The 20,775-nt window shown below is 54.2% G+C and carries 16 protein-coding genes and 1 pseudogene; 5 read left to right on the top strand and 12 right to left on the bottom strand.

Features of this window, described 5'->3' with window-relative positions:
• Positions 1-73: 73 nt before the first annotated feature.
• Positions 74-1,054 carry an EF-P lysine aminoacylase EpmA gene (epmA, locus tag ACP4CD_RS22895; RefSeq protein ID WP_426992786.1) on the bottom strand — a complete coding sequence of 327 codons (981 nt, stop codon included), beginning with the start codon at positions 1,052-1,054 and terminating at the stop codon, positions 74-76.
• Positions 1,054-1,623, bottom strand: coding sequence for an elongation factor P (efp, locus tag ACP4CD_RS22890; RefSeq protein WP_064031574.1), 570 nt, complete (start codon positions 1,621-1,623; stop codon positions 1,054-1,056). Before efp ends, epmA begins: the two co-directional genes overlap by 1 nt.
• 73 nt (positions 1,624-1,696) lie before the next feature.
• On the opposite strand from efp, the gene epmB reads away from it, so the two are divergent.
• The 5 genes from epmB (at position 1,697) to ACP4CD_RS22865 (ending at position 9,449) form a co-directional block, all read left to right on the top strand.
• Complete coding sequence (epmB, locus tag ACP4CD_RS22885; protein WP_426992783.1) at positions 1,697-2,683, top strand: EF-P beta-lysylation protein EpmB; 987 nt, start codon at positions 1,697-1,699, stop codon at positions 2,681-2,683.
• Positions 2,684-2,769: 86 nt separating this feature from the next.
• Positions 2,770-6,756: a PAS domain-containing protein gene (locus ACP4CD_RS22880; protein WP_426992782.1), complete on the top strand. Its 3,987-nt coding sequence runs from the start codon at positions 2,770-2,772 to the stop codon at positions 6,754-6,756.
• A gap of 4 nt (positions 6,757-6,760) precedes the next feature.
• On the top strand, positions 6,761-7,708 hold the full coding sequence (locus tag ACP4CD_RS22875) for a diguanylate cyclase domain-containing protein (RefSeq protein WP_426992780.1): 948 nt from the start codon (positions 6,761-6,763) through the stop codon (positions 7,706-7,708).
• 51 nt (positions 7,709-7,759) lie between these two features.
• Positions 7,760-8,485: a sulfite exporter TauE/SafE family protein gene (locus tag ACP4CD_RS22870; RefSeq protein ID WP_064031560.1), complete on the top strand. Its 726-nt coding sequence runs from the start codon at positions 7,760-7,762 to the stop codon at positions 8,483-8,485.
• Positions 8,486-8,495: 10 nt separating this feature from the next.
• Positions 8,496-9,449 (top strand): sigma-54 interaction domain-containing protein, encoded by a 954-nt coding sequence (locus ACP4CD_RS22865; protein WP_064031561.1) that lies wholly within the window; start codon positions 8,496-8,498, stop codon positions 9,447-9,449.
• Positions 9,450-9,550: 101 nt separating this feature from the next.
• Here ACP4CD_RS22865 and ACP4CD_RS22860 read toward each other — a convergent pair whose 3' ends face one another.
• The 10 genes and pseudogenes from ACP4CD_RS22860 to smc form a co-directional block, all read right to left on the bottom strand.
• Complete coding sequence (locus ACP4CD_RS22860; RefSeq protein ID WP_426992778.1) at positions 9,551-10,120, bottom strand: PP2C family protein-serine/threonine phosphatase; 570 nt, start codon at positions 10,118-10,120, stop codon at positions 9,551-9,553.
• Positions 10,121-10,294: 174 nt separating this feature from the next.
• Positions 10,295-11,038: a pyridoxine 5'-phosphate synthase gene (gene pdxJ, locus ACP4CD_RS22855; protein ID WP_071155428.1), complete on the bottom strand. Its 744-nt coding sequence runs from the start codon at positions 11,036-11,038 to the stop codon at positions 10,295-10,297.
• 33 nt (positions 11,039-11,071) lie between these two features.
• Positions 11,072-11,773: a DNA repair protein RecO gene (gene recO, locus ACP4CD_RS22850; RefSeq protein WP_426992776.1), complete on the bottom strand. Its 702-nt coding sequence runs from the start codon at positions 11,771-11,773 to the stop codon at positions 11,072-11,074.
• Positions 11,773-12,661 (bottom strand): annotated as a pseudogene (gene era / locus ACP4CD_RS22845) (GTPase Era). The gene recO and the pseudogene era overlap by 1 nt, the downstream one beginning before the upstream one ends.
• Positions 12,658-13,341 carry a ribonuclease III gene (rnc, locus tag ACP4CD_RS22840; protein WP_071155424.1) on the bottom strand — a complete coding sequence of 228 codons (684 nt, stop codon included), beginning with the start codon at positions 13,339-13,341 and terminating at the stop codon, positions 12,658-12,660. The pseudogene era and the gene rnc overlap by 4 nt, the downstream one beginning before the upstream one ends.
• Positions 13,338-13,715 (bottom strand): DUF4845 domain-containing protein, encoded by a 378-nt coding sequence (locus ACP4CD_RS22835; RefSeq protein WP_071155422.1) that lies wholly within the window; start codon positions 13,713-13,715, stop codon positions 13,338-13,340. The genes rnc and ACP4CD_RS22835 overlap by 4 nt, the downstream gene beginning before the upstream one ends.
• Before the next feature lie 45 nt (positions 13,716-13,760).
• Positions 13,761-14,537 (bottom strand): signal peptidase I, encoded by a 777-nt coding sequence (lepB, locus tag ACP4CD_RS22830; RefSeq protein WP_064031568.1) that lies wholly within the window; start codon positions 14,535-14,537, stop codon positions 13,761-13,763.
• Positions 14,538-14,552: 15 nt separating this feature from the next.
• The gene (lepA, locus tag ACP4CD_RS22825) at positions 14,553-16,352 is read right to left on the bottom strand and encodes a translation elongation factor 4 (protein WP_064031569.1); all 1,800 of its coding nucleotides are present in this window, start codon (positions 16,350-16,352) and stop codon (positions 14,553-14,555) included.
• A gap of 70 nt (positions 16,353-16,422) precedes the next feature.
• Positions 16,423-17,151 carry a cell division protein ZipA C-terminal FtsZ-binding domain-containing protein gene (locus ACP4CD_RS22820; RefSeq protein ID WP_071155420.1) on the bottom strand — a complete coding sequence of 243 codons (729 nt, stop codon included), beginning with the start codon at positions 17,149-17,151 and terminating at the stop codon, positions 16,423-16,425.
• Positions 17,151-20,645, bottom strand: a complete 3,495-nt coding sequence (smc, locus tag ACP4CD_RS22815; protein ID WP_426992774.1) for a chromosome segregation protein SMC — start codon at positions 20,643-20,645, stop codon at positions 17,151-17,153. The genes ACP4CD_RS22820 and smc overlap by 1 nt, the downstream gene beginning before the upstream one ends.
• Positions 20,646-20,775: the final 130 nt, after the last annotated feature.

Below are 20,775 nucleotides of genomic sequence, written 5' to 3'. Positions count from 1 at the left end.
CCGAGAACACCGAGTTACGACGTGCTCCCCTTCCGGAGAGGGGGACATTTTAATGATCGAGACAACACGGTTTTCAAGCATGCGCCACTGGAAACGCAAGAACTTGGTCGATGGCTTTGCAGTCCGTCAATAACATCAACAACCGATCCAAACCCAAAGCGACCCCGCTACAATCCGGCACCCCCTCTCGAAGCGCTGCCAAAAACCGCTGGTCCTTGTTAACGACCGGCAACTCCTGGCTTGAACGATATGCGATCTCCCGATCGAAACGCCGCTCCTGCTCGTCGGCATCGGTCAGCTCGTAAAATCCGTTACCGAGTTCGACGCCATCGACAAACACTTCGAAGCGCTGGCTAAGCCTCGCGTCGTCCGCATCGATCCTAGCCAACGAAGACTGAATCGCCGGATAGCCGTGGATTAGATGCACTCGGTCGCCAATCAACGCCGGCTGAACATAGAGACTGAATATAAAATCCAACCACAACGAATGATCGTCGCCGCACAACTCGCCGGCCTCGCAAGCTCCGTGAGCCGCCGCGAAAGCACGGTAGCCGGACAGGTCGAAAACCAGGGGATCCAAACCGGTCCGAGCAACAAACACCTCTCGGTAGCTCGAGCACTCGATGGCCAAATCGGGGCGCGCGGCTGAAAACAGCGACAACAAGAGTTCGCCAACCTCGGCCATCAGTTGTTTCATATCGAAACCGACCCGATACCACTCCAATATCGTGAATTCGGGATTGTGATAACGCCCGGCCTCACCATTCCGAAACGCTTTGCAAATTTGATAGATGCAGCCGCTTCCGGCCGCCAGCAAGCGCTTCATCGCAAATTCCGGCGACGTTTGCAAAAACAGATCGCGCGATTGTGGAGGGAAATCGAATTGGCTACGAAAGAAATGCAGTTGCGGATCGGTGCCGGTTGCCCCGCATAGCAGCGGCGTTTCCACTTCCAGCACTTGCCGATCCGCGAAAAACCGGCGTATATCGGCCAACATCGCCGCCCTCGCGCGCAACTGTTCGAGAGAGCATGTCGGCCGCCAGATGTTCGACACTATTCCTTGACGCGGGAAACGTATTCGCCGGTGCGGGTGTCGACGCGTATCACCTCGCCGATTTGTACGAACAGAGGTACCCTTACCACCGCACCGGTTTCAAGCGTCGCGGGTTTGCCGCCGCCACCCGAGGTGTCGCCTTTCAAACCCGGGTCGGTTTCGGTAATCGCAAGCTCGACGAAGTTGGGCGGCGTCACCGACAGCGGCGCGTCATTCCACAAGGTCAGGATGCACATATCCTGCTCTTTCAGCCATTTCAACGCTTCACTAACGGCGTTCTTGTCGGCTTGGTATTGCTCGAAGGTATCCGGCACCATGAAATGCCAGAATTCGCCATCGCTATAAAGATATTGCATGTCTTTATCGACGACGTCGGCACTCTCCACGGTATCGCCGGACTTGAAGGTACGCTCGATGACGCGGCCGGTTTTCAGGTTTCTGATCTTAACCCTGTTAAACGCCTGCCCCTTACCCGGTTTAACAAATTCGTTTTCGATAATCGAACAAGGGTCGTTGTCGAGCATGATCTTCAATCCGCCCCTGAATTCGTTGGTGCTGTAAATCGCCATTTTTTCCTCGTGAAACAAACAATAGTCCGCCGATTATAATGGATTGGAATTTCAATCGGAAACCGGAGCTAAATTGACACCCAAAACCGCCCGTTGGCAACGGTCGCTGGCCGATGCTTTCGACAGCGTCGATGCCTTGTTGACATACCTGGAATTGACTCCGGACGAACTTCCGATACTTCGCGACTACCCAGCCTTCCCACTCAAAGTACCGCGCGGATTCGCCGCCCGCATGGAACCGGGCAATCCCAACGATCCGCTGTTGCGTCAAGTTCTTCCGCTTGGCGCCGAATTGCACGCATATCCTGGTTATAGCCGCGATCCGGTCGGCGACTTGCACGCGATCGCCGCTCCCGGCGTCATCCACAAATACGCCGGCAGGGTGTTATTGGTCGCCACGGGCGGTTGCGCGGTACATTGCCGCTATTGCTTCAGGAGAAACTTTCCTTACGCCGAACAGCAGTTGTCGCGGAGCAAATTGGCTCTGGCGCTGGACTATATCGCTGAACGCCCCGATATACACGAAGTTATTTTGAGCGGCGGCGATCCGCTGTTATTGAGCGACGACAAACTTTTCAATTTGCTGACTGCGTTAGCCGGTATCGGTCATATCCGCCGACTTAGAATTCATAGCCGTATCCCGATCGTACTGCCGGAACGCATGACCGATACATTATTGGACTATTTAAGCGGACTGCCCGTTTCTATCGTTTTGGTGGTGCATGCCAACCACGCCAATGAGCTGAGTTCCGACGTTGGAGCGATTTTAAACCGCTGGCGACGGCGCGGCATAACACTGCTAAATCAAAGCGTACTGCTCGCCGGTATAAACGATAATGTCGATGCGCTCTGCAATTTAAGTGAAAAACTATTTGGCTTCGGCATTTTGCCCTATTATTTACATCTGCTGGATAAAGCCGCCGGCGTTGGTCATTTTGAAGTGGCCGAAGACACGGCCAAACAGTTGCTACAACGAATGCAGCGAACCCTGCCGGGTTATCTGGTTCCGAAACTGGTTAAGGAATGCGCCGGCGAACCCAATAAGACCTCGATTCTTTGACAAGCGCGATCCGCTGACAACCATTTCGGCGAATTACGCGAATTCGAGTCTCGTCAGCGATCAATATCCGCCTCATCCGCACCGATATGCAAGAGCCGTCCGCCAACAATGCCAATCCGATTTCCAGGTTAGCGCTGATAGTAGTCTGCCTGCTGTTGCTAGGCAATATCGCATTGACGTTTCTTCACCACCTGCGGACACCGCACGAACTACCCGTATTCGGCACCGATGTCGCGCTACCCGGCTTGGCGATTCTGCTGCTATTGATCTTGATGCTGAAAGACGACCGACGTCGCGGAATCTCCACCGGTTACGACATTCAGGATGCGTCAAGCCAAACTTTGATTGTTGTCGATACCCACTGCATTATCCGTTCGGTCAACAAAACCGCTGCCACTACGGTCAACTTGCCAGTCGAAGAACTGATTGACCTACCGGTGCACGAACTGTTTCATCCCGCCCAGTTCAGCGAAAACGCCTGTCCCATCTGCCAGCACATCCGGGCTGGCCAGGAAATGCCCGCTACCGATTTCAGATACGCCAACGGCCATTGGCAAGAAATTTCGCTAACTCGACTGCCACGACCGGCGTATCCTCGATTGTTGCAAATCCAGACCGACATTAGCTCTCGCAAACAGGTCGAGGAGCAATTAGCCCTTGTGATTGACGGTGCCGAACTCGGTTATTGGGATTGGGACTACCTGACCGGCAAGCATTCGGTGAACCAACGCTGGCTGGACATGCTGGGCCTGCGCGCCGCCGACCTCGACCATTACATCTCCGACTGGGCAAATCGGCTCCATCCCGACGATCGCGAACGCGTTCATCGCATCATTTCCCAACATATCGAATCTGGCGAACCCTACGTAATCGAATTCCGGATGCAACACCGGCAAGGACACTGGGTTTGGATTCAAGGCGCCGGGGCGGTGGTCGCTCGCGATCCGGCAACCGGCAAACCGACCCGATTGTGCGGCACTCACCAAAACATCAGCGCCCGCAAGCAATCGGAAAGCAGCCTGCAAGCGGCCTACCAAATCATCAGTCACAGTGCGGCGGTGGTGATGAAATGGAATAATGCCGAAGGCATGCCTATCGAATTCGCCACCGAAAACGCTCGCCAATTGTTCGGCTATAGTGCCGAACAATTGGCAACCGGTGACATTTTCTACATGAACTTGATTCACCCAGACGATTTGGACGGTTACATTCGGGAAATTAGCAGCTGCGGCAACGATGCCAATTGCCGGGAAGTGGTCCATCAACCCTACCGGATCATCGCCAAGAACGGCGGCGTCAAATGGGTGCAAGATCGCAAAGTTCTGACCCGCGACGAATTCGGACGCGTCGTCGACTACCAGGGCTTAGTGACCGACGTCACCCAGCAACGCCAGCAAAGCAGCGCGATTCGGAACATCATCACCAGCTCCGCGCAGCATGCCGGCGGCTCGATGCTGGATAACCTAGCCCTACTGGCGCTGGAAACCCTGGGCGCCGATTACGCACTGATCGCGGAGCAGTGGGAACTCGGCCGTGCCCGCAGCCTATCGCTGTGCGCTAAGGGTCAAATCGTCGAAAACCTCGAATTGGACCCGCGGGATTTTCCAAGCCCAGACCTTCAAAACGGCACCCCGTGCTGTTACACGCAGGCGGTCGCGGACCGTTTTCCCAAGTCCGAGTGGTTACGCGATCGAGGGATCGTCGGTTATCTAGCGATCCCGTTGCTCGACAACCAGCAACACGGCTTCGGATTCGTAGCGGTCGCCTATTGTCGTCCCATTCCGGACGTAAATCCGGCAAGCGACATATTGACGCTATTCGCGGTACAAATCAGCGCGGAATTGGAGCGTAGCCGGGCAATTGCCGCGCTCAAGGATCAAAAACAGCGCCTCATGGACGCGCAAGCGCTTTCCCACATCGGCGACTGGTGCTGGCATTTGCAGGATCAACACTTTAGCTGGTCGGACGAAATGTATCGGATCACCGGCACCGGCAAGACCGGGTTTATTCCCAACTATGCCAACCTCTGCGAGCAACTGGTACATCCAGACGACCTGAATCTGTTCAAGACGGCAATGGAGCACCCCGAAGCCGAGAACGGCATCGATTTTCGCCACCGCATCGTGCTTGGTGACGGTCAAATTCGCCATGTTCACCAACGAGGGAAGCCGATACTCGCGCCAGATGGCCGCTGTATTGCGATACAGGGTACGATGCAGGACATCACCGATCGACTTCAAACCGAGCAGCGCCTGCTCGAGGCCAAACATCAGGCGGAACAAGCTACCAAGGTCAAATCAGAGTTTCTGGCCAACATGAGCCACGAAATCCGCACCCCGATGAACGCTATCATCGGCTTGGTCGAACTTTGCCTGAACAGCGCCGTGACCGCCAAGCAACGCGATTACCTGGAACGCGTGGAAACCGCGGCGCGCTCTCTTATGACGATCATCGATGACATTTTGGATTTTTCCAAAATGGAAGCCGGGAAGATGCATTTGGAATCGCTGCCGTTTTTATTGGAAGAGATGTTGGACCAAGTGTTTTCGACGATGTCCGAGCTGAGCGCGCGCAAAGGGGTCGACTTGATCCGCCCCAACCTTCAGGGCGCCAGTTACGCGGTCATCGGCGATCCGCAACGGCTCAGGCAAATTTTCATCAATTTGATCGGTAATGCCATCAAATTTACCGATTTCGGCGAAGTGCGAGTCACGCTGACCGAAATCAGCCGTAGCACCCAACACGTCTGCCTGCAATTCAGCATCGTCGACACCGGTATAGGAATGAGCCAGGAGCTACAGTCCAAATTGTTTCAAGCCTTCAGCCAAGGAGATAGCAGCGTCACGCGCCACTACGGCGGCACCGGACTGGGCCTGATCATTTCCAAACAACTGGTCGAACAGATGGGCGGATCGATCAGCGTCAGCAGCCAGGAAAACCTAGGCTCGACTTTTACGTTCACCGTGAACCTGGGTGTCACTAATCTTGCATCGATACGTTTGGCCCAGCACCAACAGCAAAACCCGGTCGATACCAGCAAGCTTCAATACATTCGCGGCGCGCGCATCTTGTTAGTCGAGGACAACGAGGTCAACCGCATCGTCGCGATCGAATTACTAGAACAAGCCCATTTGTGCGTCGATATCGCCGAACACGGCGAAATTGCTCTCGCCAAACTAGGTGGGCAAAGCTACGACTGCGTATTGATGGATATTCAAATGCCGGTATTGGACGGCTACGAAACCACCCGTCAGCTGCGCAAGCTGTCCGGCTGCCAAACACTGCCGGTCATCGCGATGACCGCTAATGCAATGAGCGACGACCGCAACAAATGCCTGCAAGCGGATATGGACGATTTCATTAGCAAACCGATCTTGCCCGAAACCCTGTATGCGATGTTAGTAAAGTGGATTCCGCCGCGCCACGACGAGTCGGCCGAGAGTCCCACCGCTTCCGCGGAGGCCTTAATTCCCTATCTTTACGGCATAGACAGTGCAACCGGCCTATTACATACGGCCGGCAACCACGCCGTATACAGAAAAGTTCTGCAAAAATTCGCCGAGAACCATGCCGATACGATGCTGGAAATCGCCCATGCCTTCTCCTCCAACGATTACGACAAGGCCTACCAACTGGTTCACACCCTGAAAGGCTTGGTCGGATCCCTGGGCGCCCTACAATTACAAAGCCAATTGGTTCGTTTGGAGGAATCGTTGAAAGATCACAAGCTCGATATTGCACACGTGCCGAATATCGACAGCAATATCGCGACGATTACGCTGGAAATGGCCAAGCTCGTCAACAGCATCAAAATCACGCTCCCCCAGGAAACGTCAATGGAAATAGCGCCTTTGCCGTTGTCGTCGCTGGAAACTCGTCAACAACTGGCAATCCTGATCAATAAGCTTCAAGTGTTCGATTCGGACGCCGATCAACAACTGGACCATATTTTGGCGCACATTGACGATAGAAACCTAATCTCCGCGCTATTGCCCATTAAAAAACAAATCGCCAATTACCAATTCATCGACGCGGCGCAGGCGATAAACCATCTTCTCGATCACGGGATTTAAGTTCATGGAAAACATCAATCAACACAAGATTCTGGCAGTGGACGATAGCCCGGAAAATCTCGACTTGATAAAGAACATCCTCGAACCGCACTATCAAGTCAAAGTGGCCGTGCGCGGGGATTTGGCGTTACAAATCGCCAATACGCAGGATCTCGACTTGATCTTGCTGGACATCATGCTCGACGACATGGACGGCTATGAAATCTGCAAACGTCTCAAATCGCACGACAAAACCCGCAACATTCCGATTATTTTTTTAACCGCCAAACGATCCGAAGAAGACGAAGTCCACGGTTTTCGGATAGGCGGCAACGACTACATCACCAAACCGTTTTCGCCGTCGATCGTCCTGGCTCGGGTCAAAACTCAAATTCAGTTGAAAACCAAATCCGATTTGCTGGAAAAACTGGCATCCTTGGACGGACTGACGGAAATCCCCAATCGGCGCGCCTTCGATGCCGCGTTGGAACGCCAATGGAATCAAAGCAAACGTAACGGCATGCCATTGTCGTTATTGATCGCCGACATCGACCACTTCAAGCAATTCAACGACTACTACGGCCACCCGCTCGGAGACGACTGCCTTAAAAAAGTATCCGCGTCGTTGCGGACTACAACCCATCGTCCCGAGGATTTGGTGGCCAGGCTAGGAGGCGAGGAATTTGCGATTCTCTTACCGAACACCGATTCCATCGGAGCGATGATCCGGGCCGATCAGTATCGTCAAGCGGTCGAAAACTTGAAGACCCCGCATATTCTCAACGAACCCTATCGACTGGTAACGATTTCGATCGGCGTCGCCACCCTGCAACCGCACGCGCGCGACGACGTTTCGACATTACTCGGCGCGGCCGACAATGCACTATACCAAGCCAAACACCAAGGCCGTAATCGAGTTTGCGGTCACAATAAACAGACGTTCGACACGCCGAGTGGCGACGCCGACACTTAGTCCCAAATAAAAACGACTATAATCGCGCGGTCGTCTGTCTCCGGTTTCATCATGCACCTCTATCTCGATTTCAACGCTTCGTATTTCGCCGCCTTTGTCATGGGATTGCTCAGCAGCCTGCATTGTATCGGCATGTGTGGCTCGATTATCGGATCATTGACTTACAGCCTGAAGCCCGAATTACGCAACGACAAACTCAAATTATTTAGCATCGTCCTGAACTACAATCTCGGCCGAGTGTTCAGTTACACCGTGGCGGGCGCTCTGGCCGGCATGCTCGAGACCTTTCTAAGCCTGCCTTTAAGTCAAGGCGATGCTCACCGGGTATTGCAATTGCTGTCGGCGATCATCATGGCCGGCGCCGGTCTGTATATAGCGGGCTGGTTCCCGCGCTTCGCCTATATTGAGAAAATGGGCTCACGTTTCTGGAAACTGATAGAACCCTTCGGCCGCCGTCTGATACCGGTAAAAAACCGTACTCAGGCCTTCCTATTCGGGATGGTCTGGGGGTGGCTACCTTGCGGTTTGATATATACGGCGCTCGCTCTGGCCGCGACGACCGGAAATGTTATCCATAGTTCCTTGACTATGCTCACTTTCGGTCTAGGGACTTTACCTGCGGTGATGGGTGTCGGTATAATGACTACGCTCTTAACAAGGCTTTACAAATCCCGACAATTAAAACATCTCGCGGGCACCTTGTTTATCATCTTCGCTTTGTTGGCGGCCTTCCCCTGGCTTAATCCAATGCGGGTTGAACATATAACGACGTTTTGAGAGGTTAGCAGTGGATAATTTCGATCCTATTATCGGTCAATCTCCGGCTATCGAGGCGCTAATCCGTAGCGCGCGCATCGTTGCGGCAACCGACGTAACCGTTTTGATCAAAGGCGAGACCGGCACAGGCAAGGAAGTACTTGCCACCGCCATCCAAAAAGAAAGCCCTAGAGCCAACAAACCGTTCATCACACTAAACTGCGCGGCATTGCCGGAAGGTTTGGTGGAATCCGAGATCTTCGGACATAAAAAAGGTGCGTTTACCGGCGCGGTGGGCGACAAACAAGGCCTGTTTCAAGCGGCCGACGGCGGCACATTATTTCTTGACGAAATCAACTCGTTGCCCTTTTCGATTCAGTCCAAATTGTTGCGTTTCTTGGAATCCGGCGAATGCCTTCCGGTCGGAGGCACTAAACCCTATAAAGTCAACGTCCGTGTCATCGCCGCTTCCAACGCCGATCTGAGCAAACTGATAGATTTCGGCGAATTTCGGCAGGACTTGTATTTCCGCCTGAATGTGGTTCCTCTTGAAATTCCGGCTCTTCATCAACGTACCGACGACATTGAGCTGCTGGCGAATCACTTCTTTACCCATTTCTCGGCGGCCCACAGTCTGGAACCGCCAACTTTCAGCCGGCACGCGTTAAGGACCTTGAAATCCTACAAGTGGCCGGGCAATGTTCGCGAGCTGCGCAATCTGTGCGAGCGCCTCAGCATTTTGTTGTCAGGCAAGGTCATCGAACCTGAAAACCTGCCCCATGAATTTAATCGCGGCCCCGCCAATCCAAGTTCAGCATTTACCTTACCCGAACTTGGCCTGCAATTGGACGCATTGGAAGCGGACATGATCTTACAGGCACTGCGCCGAACCAAGGGCAACCGCAGTAAATCGGCGAGGTTGCTGGGCATCTCTCGCGATACATTACTTTATAGAATTCAAAAACACGGATTGGCAACACATTAAGCGTCTGCCTATATTATCCGACCAAACGACAAGGCCGAACCGCTCAGCGAGCGGCTCGGCCTTTTTCACGCCCTAAGGCAAAATGCCGCACGACGTTTGCCTTAAAGCTTACGCACCCATTGAACAGTGACGTTATCGCTGTGGCCTTGCGCGCGCAACACCGCCATTTTCGCCATTTTCCTAAGCTCTGCTTTTCCGCTGTCCGGTTGCGATAAGGTCAGCATCTCTTGCTCCTTGACGAACTCCCAAAACCCGTCGCTGCACAATACGAACGTCTCCCCTTCCAACATCGGCGGGCAACGCACTACGTCAACCTGAGCCGGCATCAACACATTGATACTGCGGGTCAATTTATGCTGATCGGGATGCGCGCCCATTTCCCACTCGCTAATTCTGCCCTCGTCATACAATTGCTGCGGCACCGAATGATCCTTGGTGCGCCAAAGCACCCGCTCGGGATTGATCCGGTAAATTCGCGAATCCCCACAATGCGCGGTGATGGCCTGACGCGGGTCCAGATACAAAATGGCGCAGGTGGTATGGGCGTTGCTACCGTCTGGATCGCCGGCGAACAACTCGCGCATTTTACCTATCGTGTCGGCAATCCAAGCCTGCACGGCCGATTCGCCGCGCAGATGAATCTGCGGCTGGTATTTGTCGGCCAACGCCACCAGTAAACGGCAAAAAAACTGCGACGCCTTTTCACCGGCATGGTGCCCCCTAAGCCGTCGGCCACCACGAAAACCGCATAGTCGGCGCACACCCGGTGCGCCATGCAATCCTGATTGACGTCGCGATTGCCTATCGCGGTCAATTGATAAAACTCCAGCTCTGTCAGCATCGGGCTAAACTTGGGCGCGCGCCTCACGCATAACCCGCTTCATGTCGCCGACCGCTTGCGCCAATCCGCCAAACAATGCTTGGGCGATCAACGCATGACCGATATTCAACTCGACTATGGTTGGAATTCGACAAATCGCCTCAACGTTGTTCAAGGTCAACCCGTGGCCGGCATTGACTTGCAAGCCCTCGCGATAGGCGTACTCCGCCGCGACCTTTATGCGCTCCAATTCCGCCAGCCGACTATCTCGACTGTCGGCATCGGCGTAACGACCGGTATGCAATTCGACAACCGGCGCGCCCGCCTGCACAGCCGCATCGATCTGCGCCAGCTCGGGATCGATGAATAGCGAGACTTCCACGCCGACGTCGGCCAAGCGCCGACACGCCCCTCGCATCCGCGCCAAGGCTCCCGCGACATCCAGACCGCCTTCGGTCGTCAATTCCTCACGGCGTTCCGGTACCAAACAACACGCTTGCGGCCGCACCCGGCAAGCGAGATCCAACATCGCATCGGTGACCGCCATCTCCAGATTCAACTTGGTCTGCAACACCTGCTTCAGCAAATCGATATCTCTATCCTGAATATGGCGTCTATCCTCGCGCAAATGAGCGGTAATTCCGTCGGCTCCGGCCTGCTCGGCCATCAAGGCCGCATGCACGGGATCGGGATATCGGGTACCGCGGGCTTGACGCACCGTGGCGACGTGATCGATATTGACACCCAGTAGTATCGGTTGCTTAGTCATTCGCTGCAATTACCCATCCTATCGTGAATTTATTCATAGATGTTTCAACATCGTCGCCAGCACTTCGCGACTCTTCAACGGCCGCCCTCGCAGATGACCGTCCAGAAGCTGGCGCAATATCACCTTGGCTTCGGCGGCAATGCCGTCCTGAAGCCGATCTCGCTTGGCCAAGGCCAGCAAGGTTGTCCCGCTCGCTCGGCCACCGGCATCAAGTACCCAGCCCTGATCGGCGCGATAGTCGTAGCGCTCGCGCGGCGAAATCGGCGCACGATCCGCCGCGACCGCCAACTCAACCTCGTACCCCGCCTCCCTGAGCAAATCCAATTCGAAATAACGCAAGGTTTGCTCGATACCGACACCCAAGGTCAAATCTCGCAATGCTGCCCGGTAAACCGCAAACAATGCCGGGTGCGGGTCGTGGCGATGTAAAAACAATTGGACCAGTTCGTTCACATAAAAGCCGCAATACAACGCCAAGCGCTCGAGGGGATACTGGCGGACAAACTCGCTACCCACCAGAGTCTTCAATTCACCGCGATCGGAAAACGACAATTTCAACGCTGTGAACGGCAGCAGCAGGCCAGCTGATTTGGATTTTTGCTTGCGTACGCCTTTCGCCAACATCGTCACGATGCCGTAGTCGCGAGTGAAAACCTCGAGCAGTAGACTGGTTTCCCGATACGGCCGGTGTTGCAGGATATAAGCCGGCTGCAAATAAACCGTCGAGTCGGACATCACTCCGCGCTGTCGAGAAATCCCAAACCTTGCAAGGCGCGTTCGTTGTCCGACCAGCCTTTTTTGACTTTGACCCAAAGCTGCAAAAACACTTTTTGGTCTATCAGTTTTTCGATGTCCACTCTCGCTTCGGTACCGATTTTTTTCAGGTTTTCGCCCTGTTTACCGATAACGATGCTTTTTTGACTGCTACGCTCAACCCAAATATTGGCGTAAATCTTCGTCAGACTGGGATGTTCTTCGTATAACTCGATTTCAACGGTCAATGCATACGGCAATTCGTCACCCAATCGGCGCGTCAATTTCTCGCGGATGATCTCGGCGGCAAAAAAGCGTTCCGAGCGGTCTGTAATTTGATCTTCCGGAAATATCGGCTCGGCCTCCGGCAACAAAGCCATAATTTGGCGCTCCAGTTCTTCGAGATTGGTGCTTTTCAACGCCGACACCGGCACAATGTGCTTGAACGGAAACTTTTTGGCCGCCTCGTCAAAGAAGGCCAGCGCGGCCTGCTTGTCCTTCACCTTGTCGATCTTATTCACGACCAAAATCACCGGTAAACCGGCCTGCTCCAGCTTTCTGAAGATTTGTTCGTCGTACTCGTGCCAATACAAACCGTCCAACAGCCATAACACCAAATCGACACCCAGCAAGGAACTGTCGGCGGTTTTATTCAAATAGCGGTTCAGCACTTTTTTCATCACGGTGCATACCGGGCGTATCGACGAAAATAGCCTGCCCGACACCGGTGGTCTTGATGCCGAGGATACGATGACGCGTGGTTTGAGGTTTACGGGAAGTGATGCTGAGCTTTTGTCCCAGCAAGTGATTCATTAACGTGGATTTGCCGACATTCGGCCTACCGATTAACGCGACATGTCCGCAGTTCATTGATCCGTATTCAAAAGTAAATTCAACATTTTCTCGGCCGCGGCCTGTTCGGCTTTCTTACGGGAAATACCACTAGCCTGGGAAACCTGATCGGTGACGGCTACTTTACACCTGACCTCGAAGGTTTGCGCGTGGTCGACACCCGACATCGCGACCAATTCGTAAATCGGCAAGGGTTTGCGTTTAGCTTGCATCAACTCCTGCAAACGGGTTTTAGGATCCTTGACCCAATCGTCGGCTTTCAGCTCGGCCAATTTGTCGGCGAACAAGCCCAATATCCAGGTCCGGCAAGCCTCGACGCCCTGATCCTCGACCAAAGCGCCCATAATCGCTTCCAGCGCATCGGACAGTATCGAATCGCGGCGAAAACCGCCGCTTTTCAGTTCGCCGGACCCCAGTATCAAGTACTCGCCCAGATTATGCTCACGCGCCAATTCGGCCAGTGAATTCTGATTGACCAGGCTCGCACGCAAGCGGCTCAATACGCCTTCGCCGGCCTCGGGAAACGATTCGTACAACTTTTGCGCGATGACAAAACCGAGCACCGAGTCGCCCAAGTATTCCAGACGCTCGTTATTCTTGGCACCGACACTGCGATGCGTCAGGGCCACGGCCAGCAATCCGGGATTTTGGAAGGTCAATCCCAATTTTTTCGCGAGTATTTCCGGCTTTTTTATCACTTGTTCCCGGCTTCGAATCCTTCGTGAAACTCCACCAGCACGCTTAAGTTCCCAAAGATGGGTTCCACTCGCTCGTAATCGATCTCGACGCTGACGTAACCGGGTTGGGCAACAATCTTGACATCTTCCGGCTTAACGTATTCCACGTAGTTCAAGTCGAAACGTTTTTCCAAACTGGACTTGATCTCGGCTTTGGACTTGCTGGCGATATCGGTGGTCGCTTCCACAGCCTTCAAGGCGTTCATCACCCGACTATGATTGATATAAATTGGCGCGATTTTCAACACCAATAGCGTAAAGAATGCGATCAGCCCGAGAATAAAAACGATGGAAATAAACGTCAGCCCGCGCTGATGCTTGATCGATGTCGGCATAGGATGTCCCCAAACGAGTTAAATAGGAATCGACCGCCGGTCGGCTTAGCGTAGCCTAGTGCCGAGTCGATCGAAAGCAATGCCCTTATTTTCCCAATCCCAATTCATCCAGATAAAAAACGCCTTGCCGACCAAGTTAGCTTCAGGCACAAACCCCCAATAGCGGCTGTCGTTACTGTTGTCGCGATTGTCGCCCATTACAAAATAGTGACCTTCGGGCACGACGAATACGTCTTGTACCGTCGACACGCCGCGGCTGATCAAAATCGAGTGTTCGACGCCCATTAAATCTTCTTCCAGACGCTCGGCTCCACTCATGCCGACACCTTGACCGACGCCCTGATAACGACCCAGCGAGACTTGTTTGATCGGCTGGCCGTTCACGTAAATCACTTTTTCGAAATAACCGATGCGGTCGCCCGGCAAGCCGATCACGCGCTTGATGTAATCGACCGACGGTTGTTTCGGAAAGCGAAACACCACGATATCCCCGCGTTTGGGTTCATTCATTTCGATGATTTTTTTATTAATCACCGGTAAGCGCACGCCGTAGGTAAATTTATTCACCAAAATGAAATCGCCGACCAACAGGGTCGGCATCATCGAGCCGGACGGAATCCGAAACGGCTCGAACAAAAACGAACGCAGCAGCAACACGATCAACACGACCGGGAAAAACGAGCGGGCGTATTCCACCAACACCGGTTCTTTCTCGACCGGATAGGGCTGTTGAGTCTGGCGCAGATACAACCAATATCCGCCCCAAATCACACCGGTAACGAAGGTTGCCGCCACTAGAAAAAAGGAAAAATCGTAATCCATGCTAATAAACCGTCACTATTCTTTGTTGACCTGCAACACCGCCAGAAAGGCTTCCTGCGGAATTTCGATACTACCCACTTGCTTCATCCGCTTTTTGCCGGCCTTTTGTTTTTCCAACAGCTTTTTCTTACGGGTGATGTCGCCGCCGTAGCACTTGGCGGTCACGTTCTTCCGCATCGCCTTGACCGTGGAGCGGGCGATGATTTTGGAACCGATCGCGGCTTGGATCGCCACTTCGTACATCTGGCGCGGAATCAGGTCTTTCATTTTCTCGACCAGATCGCGGCCACGATTCTGAGCCTGATCGCGATGCACGATAATCGACAAGGCATCGACCTTGTCGGCGTTAATCAACACATCCAGTTTCACCAGAGGCGCCGGCTCGAAACGGACAAACTCGTAATCGAACGAGGCGTAGCCGCGACTGACCGACTTCAGACGATCGAAGAAATCCAGTACCACTTCGCTCATCGGCAGTTCGTAGTTCAAACTCACCTGACCGCCGACGTATTGCATATTTTTTTGTACGCCGCGCTTTTCGATACACAGATTGATCACGCTGCCCAGATAGGCTTGCGGCACCAGAATGTTCGCCAAGATGATCGGTTCTCGCACTTCGGTAATGGTGCCTGGATCCGGCAACTTGGCAGGATTATCCACCATCAACACTTCGCCGTTATGCGTCTCGACTTCGTAAACCACCGTCGGCGCGGTCGTGATCAAATCGATATCGTACTCGCGCTCCAAGCGCTCCTGGACGATTTCCATATGCAACATGCCCAGGAAGCCGCAGCGAAAACCGAAACCCAAGGCTTGCGAGGTCTCCGGCTCGAAATTCAACGCCGAATCGTTAAGACGCAACTTGTCCAGCGCCTCCCGCATCGCGCCGAAATCGTCGGAACTGACAGGATACAAACCGGCGAATACCCTAGGCTGAACTTTTTCGAAACCCGGTAAGGCTTCCGCGGCCGGATTGTCGGCGCCGGTAATCGTGTCGCCGACCGGCGCTCCGAAGATATCCTTAATCCCGGCAACGACGAAACCGACCTCGCCAGTCCCCAAATCCTGCTTTTCCAGTTGTTTGGGGGTAAACACACCCAGTTTTTCCGCCAGATAGGACTTGCCGGTCGACATCACCGTGATCTTTTGCTTGCGGCGCAGGCTGCCGTTGACAATGCGCACCAGCGACACCACCCCCAAATAGTTGTCGAACCAGGAGTCGATGATCAAGGCCTGTAACGGCCCTGCTTCGTTGCCGCTGGGCGGAGGAATCTTTTGAATCAACTGCTCCAGCACCGACTCGACATTCAAACCGGTTTTAGCGCTGATCCGGCAAGCCTCGTCGGCTGGAATACCGATTACATCCTCGATCTCGGTCATCACCCGCTCGGGCTCCGCCGACGGCAAATCGATTTTGTTCAACACCGGCACGACTTCCAGACCTTGCTCGATCGCGGTATAGCAATTGGCGACGCTTTGCGCTTCGACACCCTGCGCGGCATCCACCACCAACAGCGCGCCTTCGCAGGCCGCCAGCGAGCGGGAAACCTCGTAGGAAAAATCCACGTGGCCGGGCGTATCGATGAAATTCAGTTGATAGGTTTCGCCGTCGCCGGCTTGATAATCCAATGTGACGCTTTGCGCCTTGATCGTGATGCCGCGTTCGCGTTCCAGATCCATCGAATCGAGCACCTGCGACTCCATCTCCCGGTCGCTCAACCCGCCGCAAATCTGGATGAAGCGATCCGCCAACGTCGATTTACCGTGATCGATATGGGCGATGATGGAGAAATTTCGAATATGTTTCTGGTCCACTGAGTCAGGTGATTTCGTTTGAGTTATTTCGGTTAAAGAGCAGACCGCCGTCGCGGCGAGGGCGGAGCGTTCAGGAAGCCTTAATCATCAGTTGTCGGAAATGATCGACGGTTTCGGCGGTCAGCGGTTGGCGCTGATTATCCCAAACCACGCCGTCCAATTCTTCGGCCAAGGTGTCCATGGTTTCCATGAAGTCGTCGAAAACCGCCAACGGTGCCTCGACCTCGCGCGGCTGCATGAAGAACACAATACCGGGACAATAAAAGTTTTCCAGATCGTCGTCGGGGAAGGTACCGGGATCGACCATGCTAGCCACCGCGAAATCCACCATCCGGTTCTTATCGACGCGCTCGAAAACCTTAACGCTGCCGTATTTCAAACCGACGCGTTCGAAAGCCTCGAACAAGTCCTCTCCCTTGAAACCCTCGTCGGCGCGGGCAACGATGCTGAATTCGATCAGTGCCGGCAACTCGGAACGCTTTACGCTAGGTTGCGGTTTTACGCTCGCGCTCGGCTCCGGCCGCGACGGCGTGCTCTGCTTGGGCGTCGGCTGAATCGCCCTATCGTCGAGCAAGGCATCGCCATCCACCAGATCTTCGCCGACCCGGAACAAATCCATTTCGTCTTCATCGGCTTCGACCTCGAATTCGTCGTCTCTTTCGTCGTAGCGATCGTCGTCGTAATAATCGTCGGCCGCGCGTTTATCGCGCAAACCCTTGACGAAATGCCACAACACCATGCCGATCATCACCAGCACGCCGATCAAAATAATCACGACTCTGAGTAGTTCTTTATCCATTAGCTTTCCGCCATGCTTACCGCTTCATCGATATCTACAGCCACTAAACGGGACACGCCCGGTTCCTTCATGGTAACACCTGCCAGATGTTTTGCAATTTCCATCGTGACTTTGTTGTGTGAAATATACAAGAATTGGACGGTAGACGACATGTCCTCGACCATCTTGGAAAAGCGCACCACGTTGGCGTCGTCTAGCGGTGCATCGACTTCGTCCAGCAAGCAAAACGGCGCCGGATTCAGGTCGAAAATCGAAAACACCAGCGCGACGGCGGTCAGCGCCTTCTCGCCGCCGGACAACAAATGTATCGAGCTGTTGCGCTTGCCGGGCGGCCGGGCAATGATGTTGACGCCGGCCTCCAGTACGTCGTCCTCGGTCAATTCCAGATAAGCCTGGCCGCCGCCGAACAGGCGCGGAAACTTTTCCTTCAGTCCGTCGTTGATTTTGTCGAAGGTTTCCTTGAAACGCTGCCGACTTTCGCGATCTATCTTGCTGATGGCCTGGTCCAGCGTGTTCAACGCGTCGACCAAGTCGTCGTGCTGCTCGTTCAAAAACTTCATCCGTTCGGATTGGGTTTTATATTCCTCGATCGCAGTCAGATTAATCGAACCCAAGCGCTCGATTTGCTCGGCCAGATCGTCCACCTGGCGCTTCCACTGACTCTCGCTGGCACCGTCCGACAAAGCGCTCAAAATAACTTCCGGGTCGGCATCGACTTCGGCCAATTGTTCGGCGACGGTCTGTTGCCTGACCTTGCTGTCCTGCTGCTCGAAGCGCACCTTGTCCAAGGCTTCTTTCTGCTTTTCGAGCTCGCGTTGGTTGCGGGAATATTGCTCGGCCAACTCGCTGACAGTTTGTTCGCTGGCTTGTTGAGCCCTGCGTTCCGATTGCAACAGATCTTCGATCTCGTGTTTACGCTCCAGCAATTCCTCGAGCTGCATTTTCTCGTCGTCCATCGGCGCCAGTGCGAACTGCAACTTGTTTTCCAGTTCGGCGATGCGGTCGGCGGCTTGCCGATGCTGAGACTGTAAACGCTCGATTTGCTTGACGGTCAGCACTTCGGACGACTTCATCGACTCGATCTGCGCATGCAGGCGCTGTAAATGATGCCGGGCCTCGCCGACCGAGGCGTCGGTATTTTGTTGTTGAGCCTGAATTTGCCGGTTCAACTCTTCCAGTTGCGCTTTCTTCTCGCCCAAATCGCCCAGTGCCTGCTCGGCATCCTGTTTAATCAGCTCCGCTTCGGAAATACTTTCGACAATTTCGCCTAGATGCCCGCTCAGCTCTTCGATTTCGTGATCGAGCTGGGCGGCGCGGCGTTGCTGCTGTTCCAGACGAGCCGATTGGGCGCTGAATTCGGCGCTCTTGGCCGAATGTTCCGCACCCAGCAGTTTATCTTTTTGTTGATATTGTTCGCGATGGCTCTCGGCGGCCTTCAATGCTTGCTCGCAGTGTTCCAATTGCTGCTCATCCTCGGCAATCGCCATCTGCAATTCGCCCTGGCGCAGCTTCAGTTCGCGCAACTCTTTTTCGCGATGCAGCACACCGGCCTTGCTGTCGCTACCGCGACTGATTTTGATCCAGTCCCGGCCCAGCCAAGTGCCGTCCACCAACACCACCGACTCGTGCGGCTGCAAGGCCATTTGGCGGGCTTGCGTCATCGAATCGGCACAGTAGATGCCGCTCAACAAACTATCGAGGCACCAACGGCTGTTTACCTTGCCGGCCAACGCGTTTAAAGCGGCGACCGACGGCTCGGTGTGAGTTTCGAACACGATCAGCGACTGCTTGCTCACTTCCTGCAGCTCGCTAAGAATCGTTTCGGTACTATCGACGCAAATCGCTTCCAGATAACTGCCCAGCACCGTTTCGACCGCCGTTTCCCAGCCCTCGTCGGCCTCAAGAAACTCGGCCAGCCGCGGTTGTTGCTCCAATCCGACCTGTTCCAGCCAAGCCGACAAGTCTTTTTTGTCCTTGCCCATGGCGTGTTGCTGCAGCAATTCCAACGAGCTGATCTTACCGTTGACTTTCTGCAGATCGGCGCGATTGGCGTGCAAGCTATCGTGTAATTGCTTAATCTCCGGGCGCAGTTCGGCGATGCACTGCAACACCGCTTCCAGTTGTTGCTGCAACTGTTCGCGTTCGGTCTCTATCAGTTCGATACTGCTATCCAGCGTATCCAAAGCCAGTTGCAACTGGGTATCGGCCAACTCACCGCGCTCGCCGCGCAACTTATCCAAACGGGCCTGCAACTGACGATTCTGATTTTCCAACTGAACTAATTTGGTCCGCTGGACTTCGGCCTGCTCGCGGTAACCGGCGTTCTCGGCCAAGAATTCTTCCCAACGCAACTGCCATTGCTGTTTTTGCAGATGCGCATCCTGTTGGATGCCGAGCAAGTCTTCCTCGCGTTCCTTGGCGACGATCATCGTCTCCTCGGCTTCCAGCAAGGTCTGGCGGATTTCCTCCAGTTGCTGTCTATCCTGCTCGCATTCGATATTGGCGTGTTCGGCTTGCTGCTTCAAACGCTCGATTTCGATCAAGGTTTCTTCGTGGCTTTTTTGATTGTGCTTGATCGCCTGTTCCAGCCGGCTGACTTCGGCCACGACGGCGGTATATTCGGCCTGAGTGCTATCCAGATGTTGTTGCAGGGCTTTTTGCTCGCCGCGCTTCAGCTCCATCGCCTTTTCGGTATCGCGCAGCGACACGAACAAGCGGTTATGCTCCTCGGCGATCGTCTGTAGCTTGGCTTCGAGTTGCTGGGCGTTGCGCTGAAAGCTTTGCCAACGCATCGCCAGCAATTCCTGCTTGAAGCGGCGCTCCTGCTTTTTGAGTTCGGTGTATTTTTCGGCCTTTTCCGCCTGCTTGGCCAAGTTCTTAATTTGCTTGTCGACCTCGTCGCGTAGGTCGTTCAACCGCTCCAGATTCTCGCGGGTATGGCGCATCCGGGTTTCGGTTTCCGAACGCCTTTCCTTATATTTGGAAACGCCGGCGGCTTCCTCGATATGCAGTTTCAGATCTTCCGGCTTGGCTTCCACCATCCGCGAGATCGTGCCTTGCTCGATGATGGCATAGCTGCGCGAACCCAGGCCGGTGCCCAAAAACAAGTCGGTGATGTCCTTGCGCCGGCATTTACTGCCGTTCAGCATGAATTGCGACTGGCCGTCGCGGCTGACCTGGCGCTTGATCGAAATCGTCGCGTATTGCGCATACTCGCCGCCGGCCTTACCTTCGGCGTTGTCGAACACCAATTCCACCGACGCCACGCTCACCGGCTTGCGCCCGGACGAACCGTTGAAAATCACGTCGGCCATATTGCCGCCGCGTAGATGCTTGGCCGAACTCTCGCCCATCACCCAACGCACCGCGTCTATGATGTTGGACTTGCCGCAGCCGTTAGGCCCGACGATCGCGGTCAGGTTACCCTGAATCGGAATCGTGGTCGGATCGACAAAGGACTTAAAGCCCGCGAGTTTGATTTTTTCCAGCTTCATGACTGGGATTTAGAGGTCCGGCGACAATGACAAAGCCGGATATTATCGTCGAAATGGCGGCGAGATGGGAATCCGATTTCAGTCGCCGAACTTCTGCAAAGTGTGTGCGGGCAATGTCGCTAGATAAACC

It is taken from the genome of Methylomonas stagni (genome assembly GCF_050154735.1).
GTDB classification, from domain to species: domain Bacteria; phylum Pseudomonadota; class Gammaproteobacteria; order Methylococcales; family Methylomonadaceae; genus Methylomonas; species Methylomonas koyamae_A.
The sequence above is the reverse complement of the archived record's forward strand: the minus strand, read 5'-3'. Positions and strand labels throughout refer to the sequence as shown.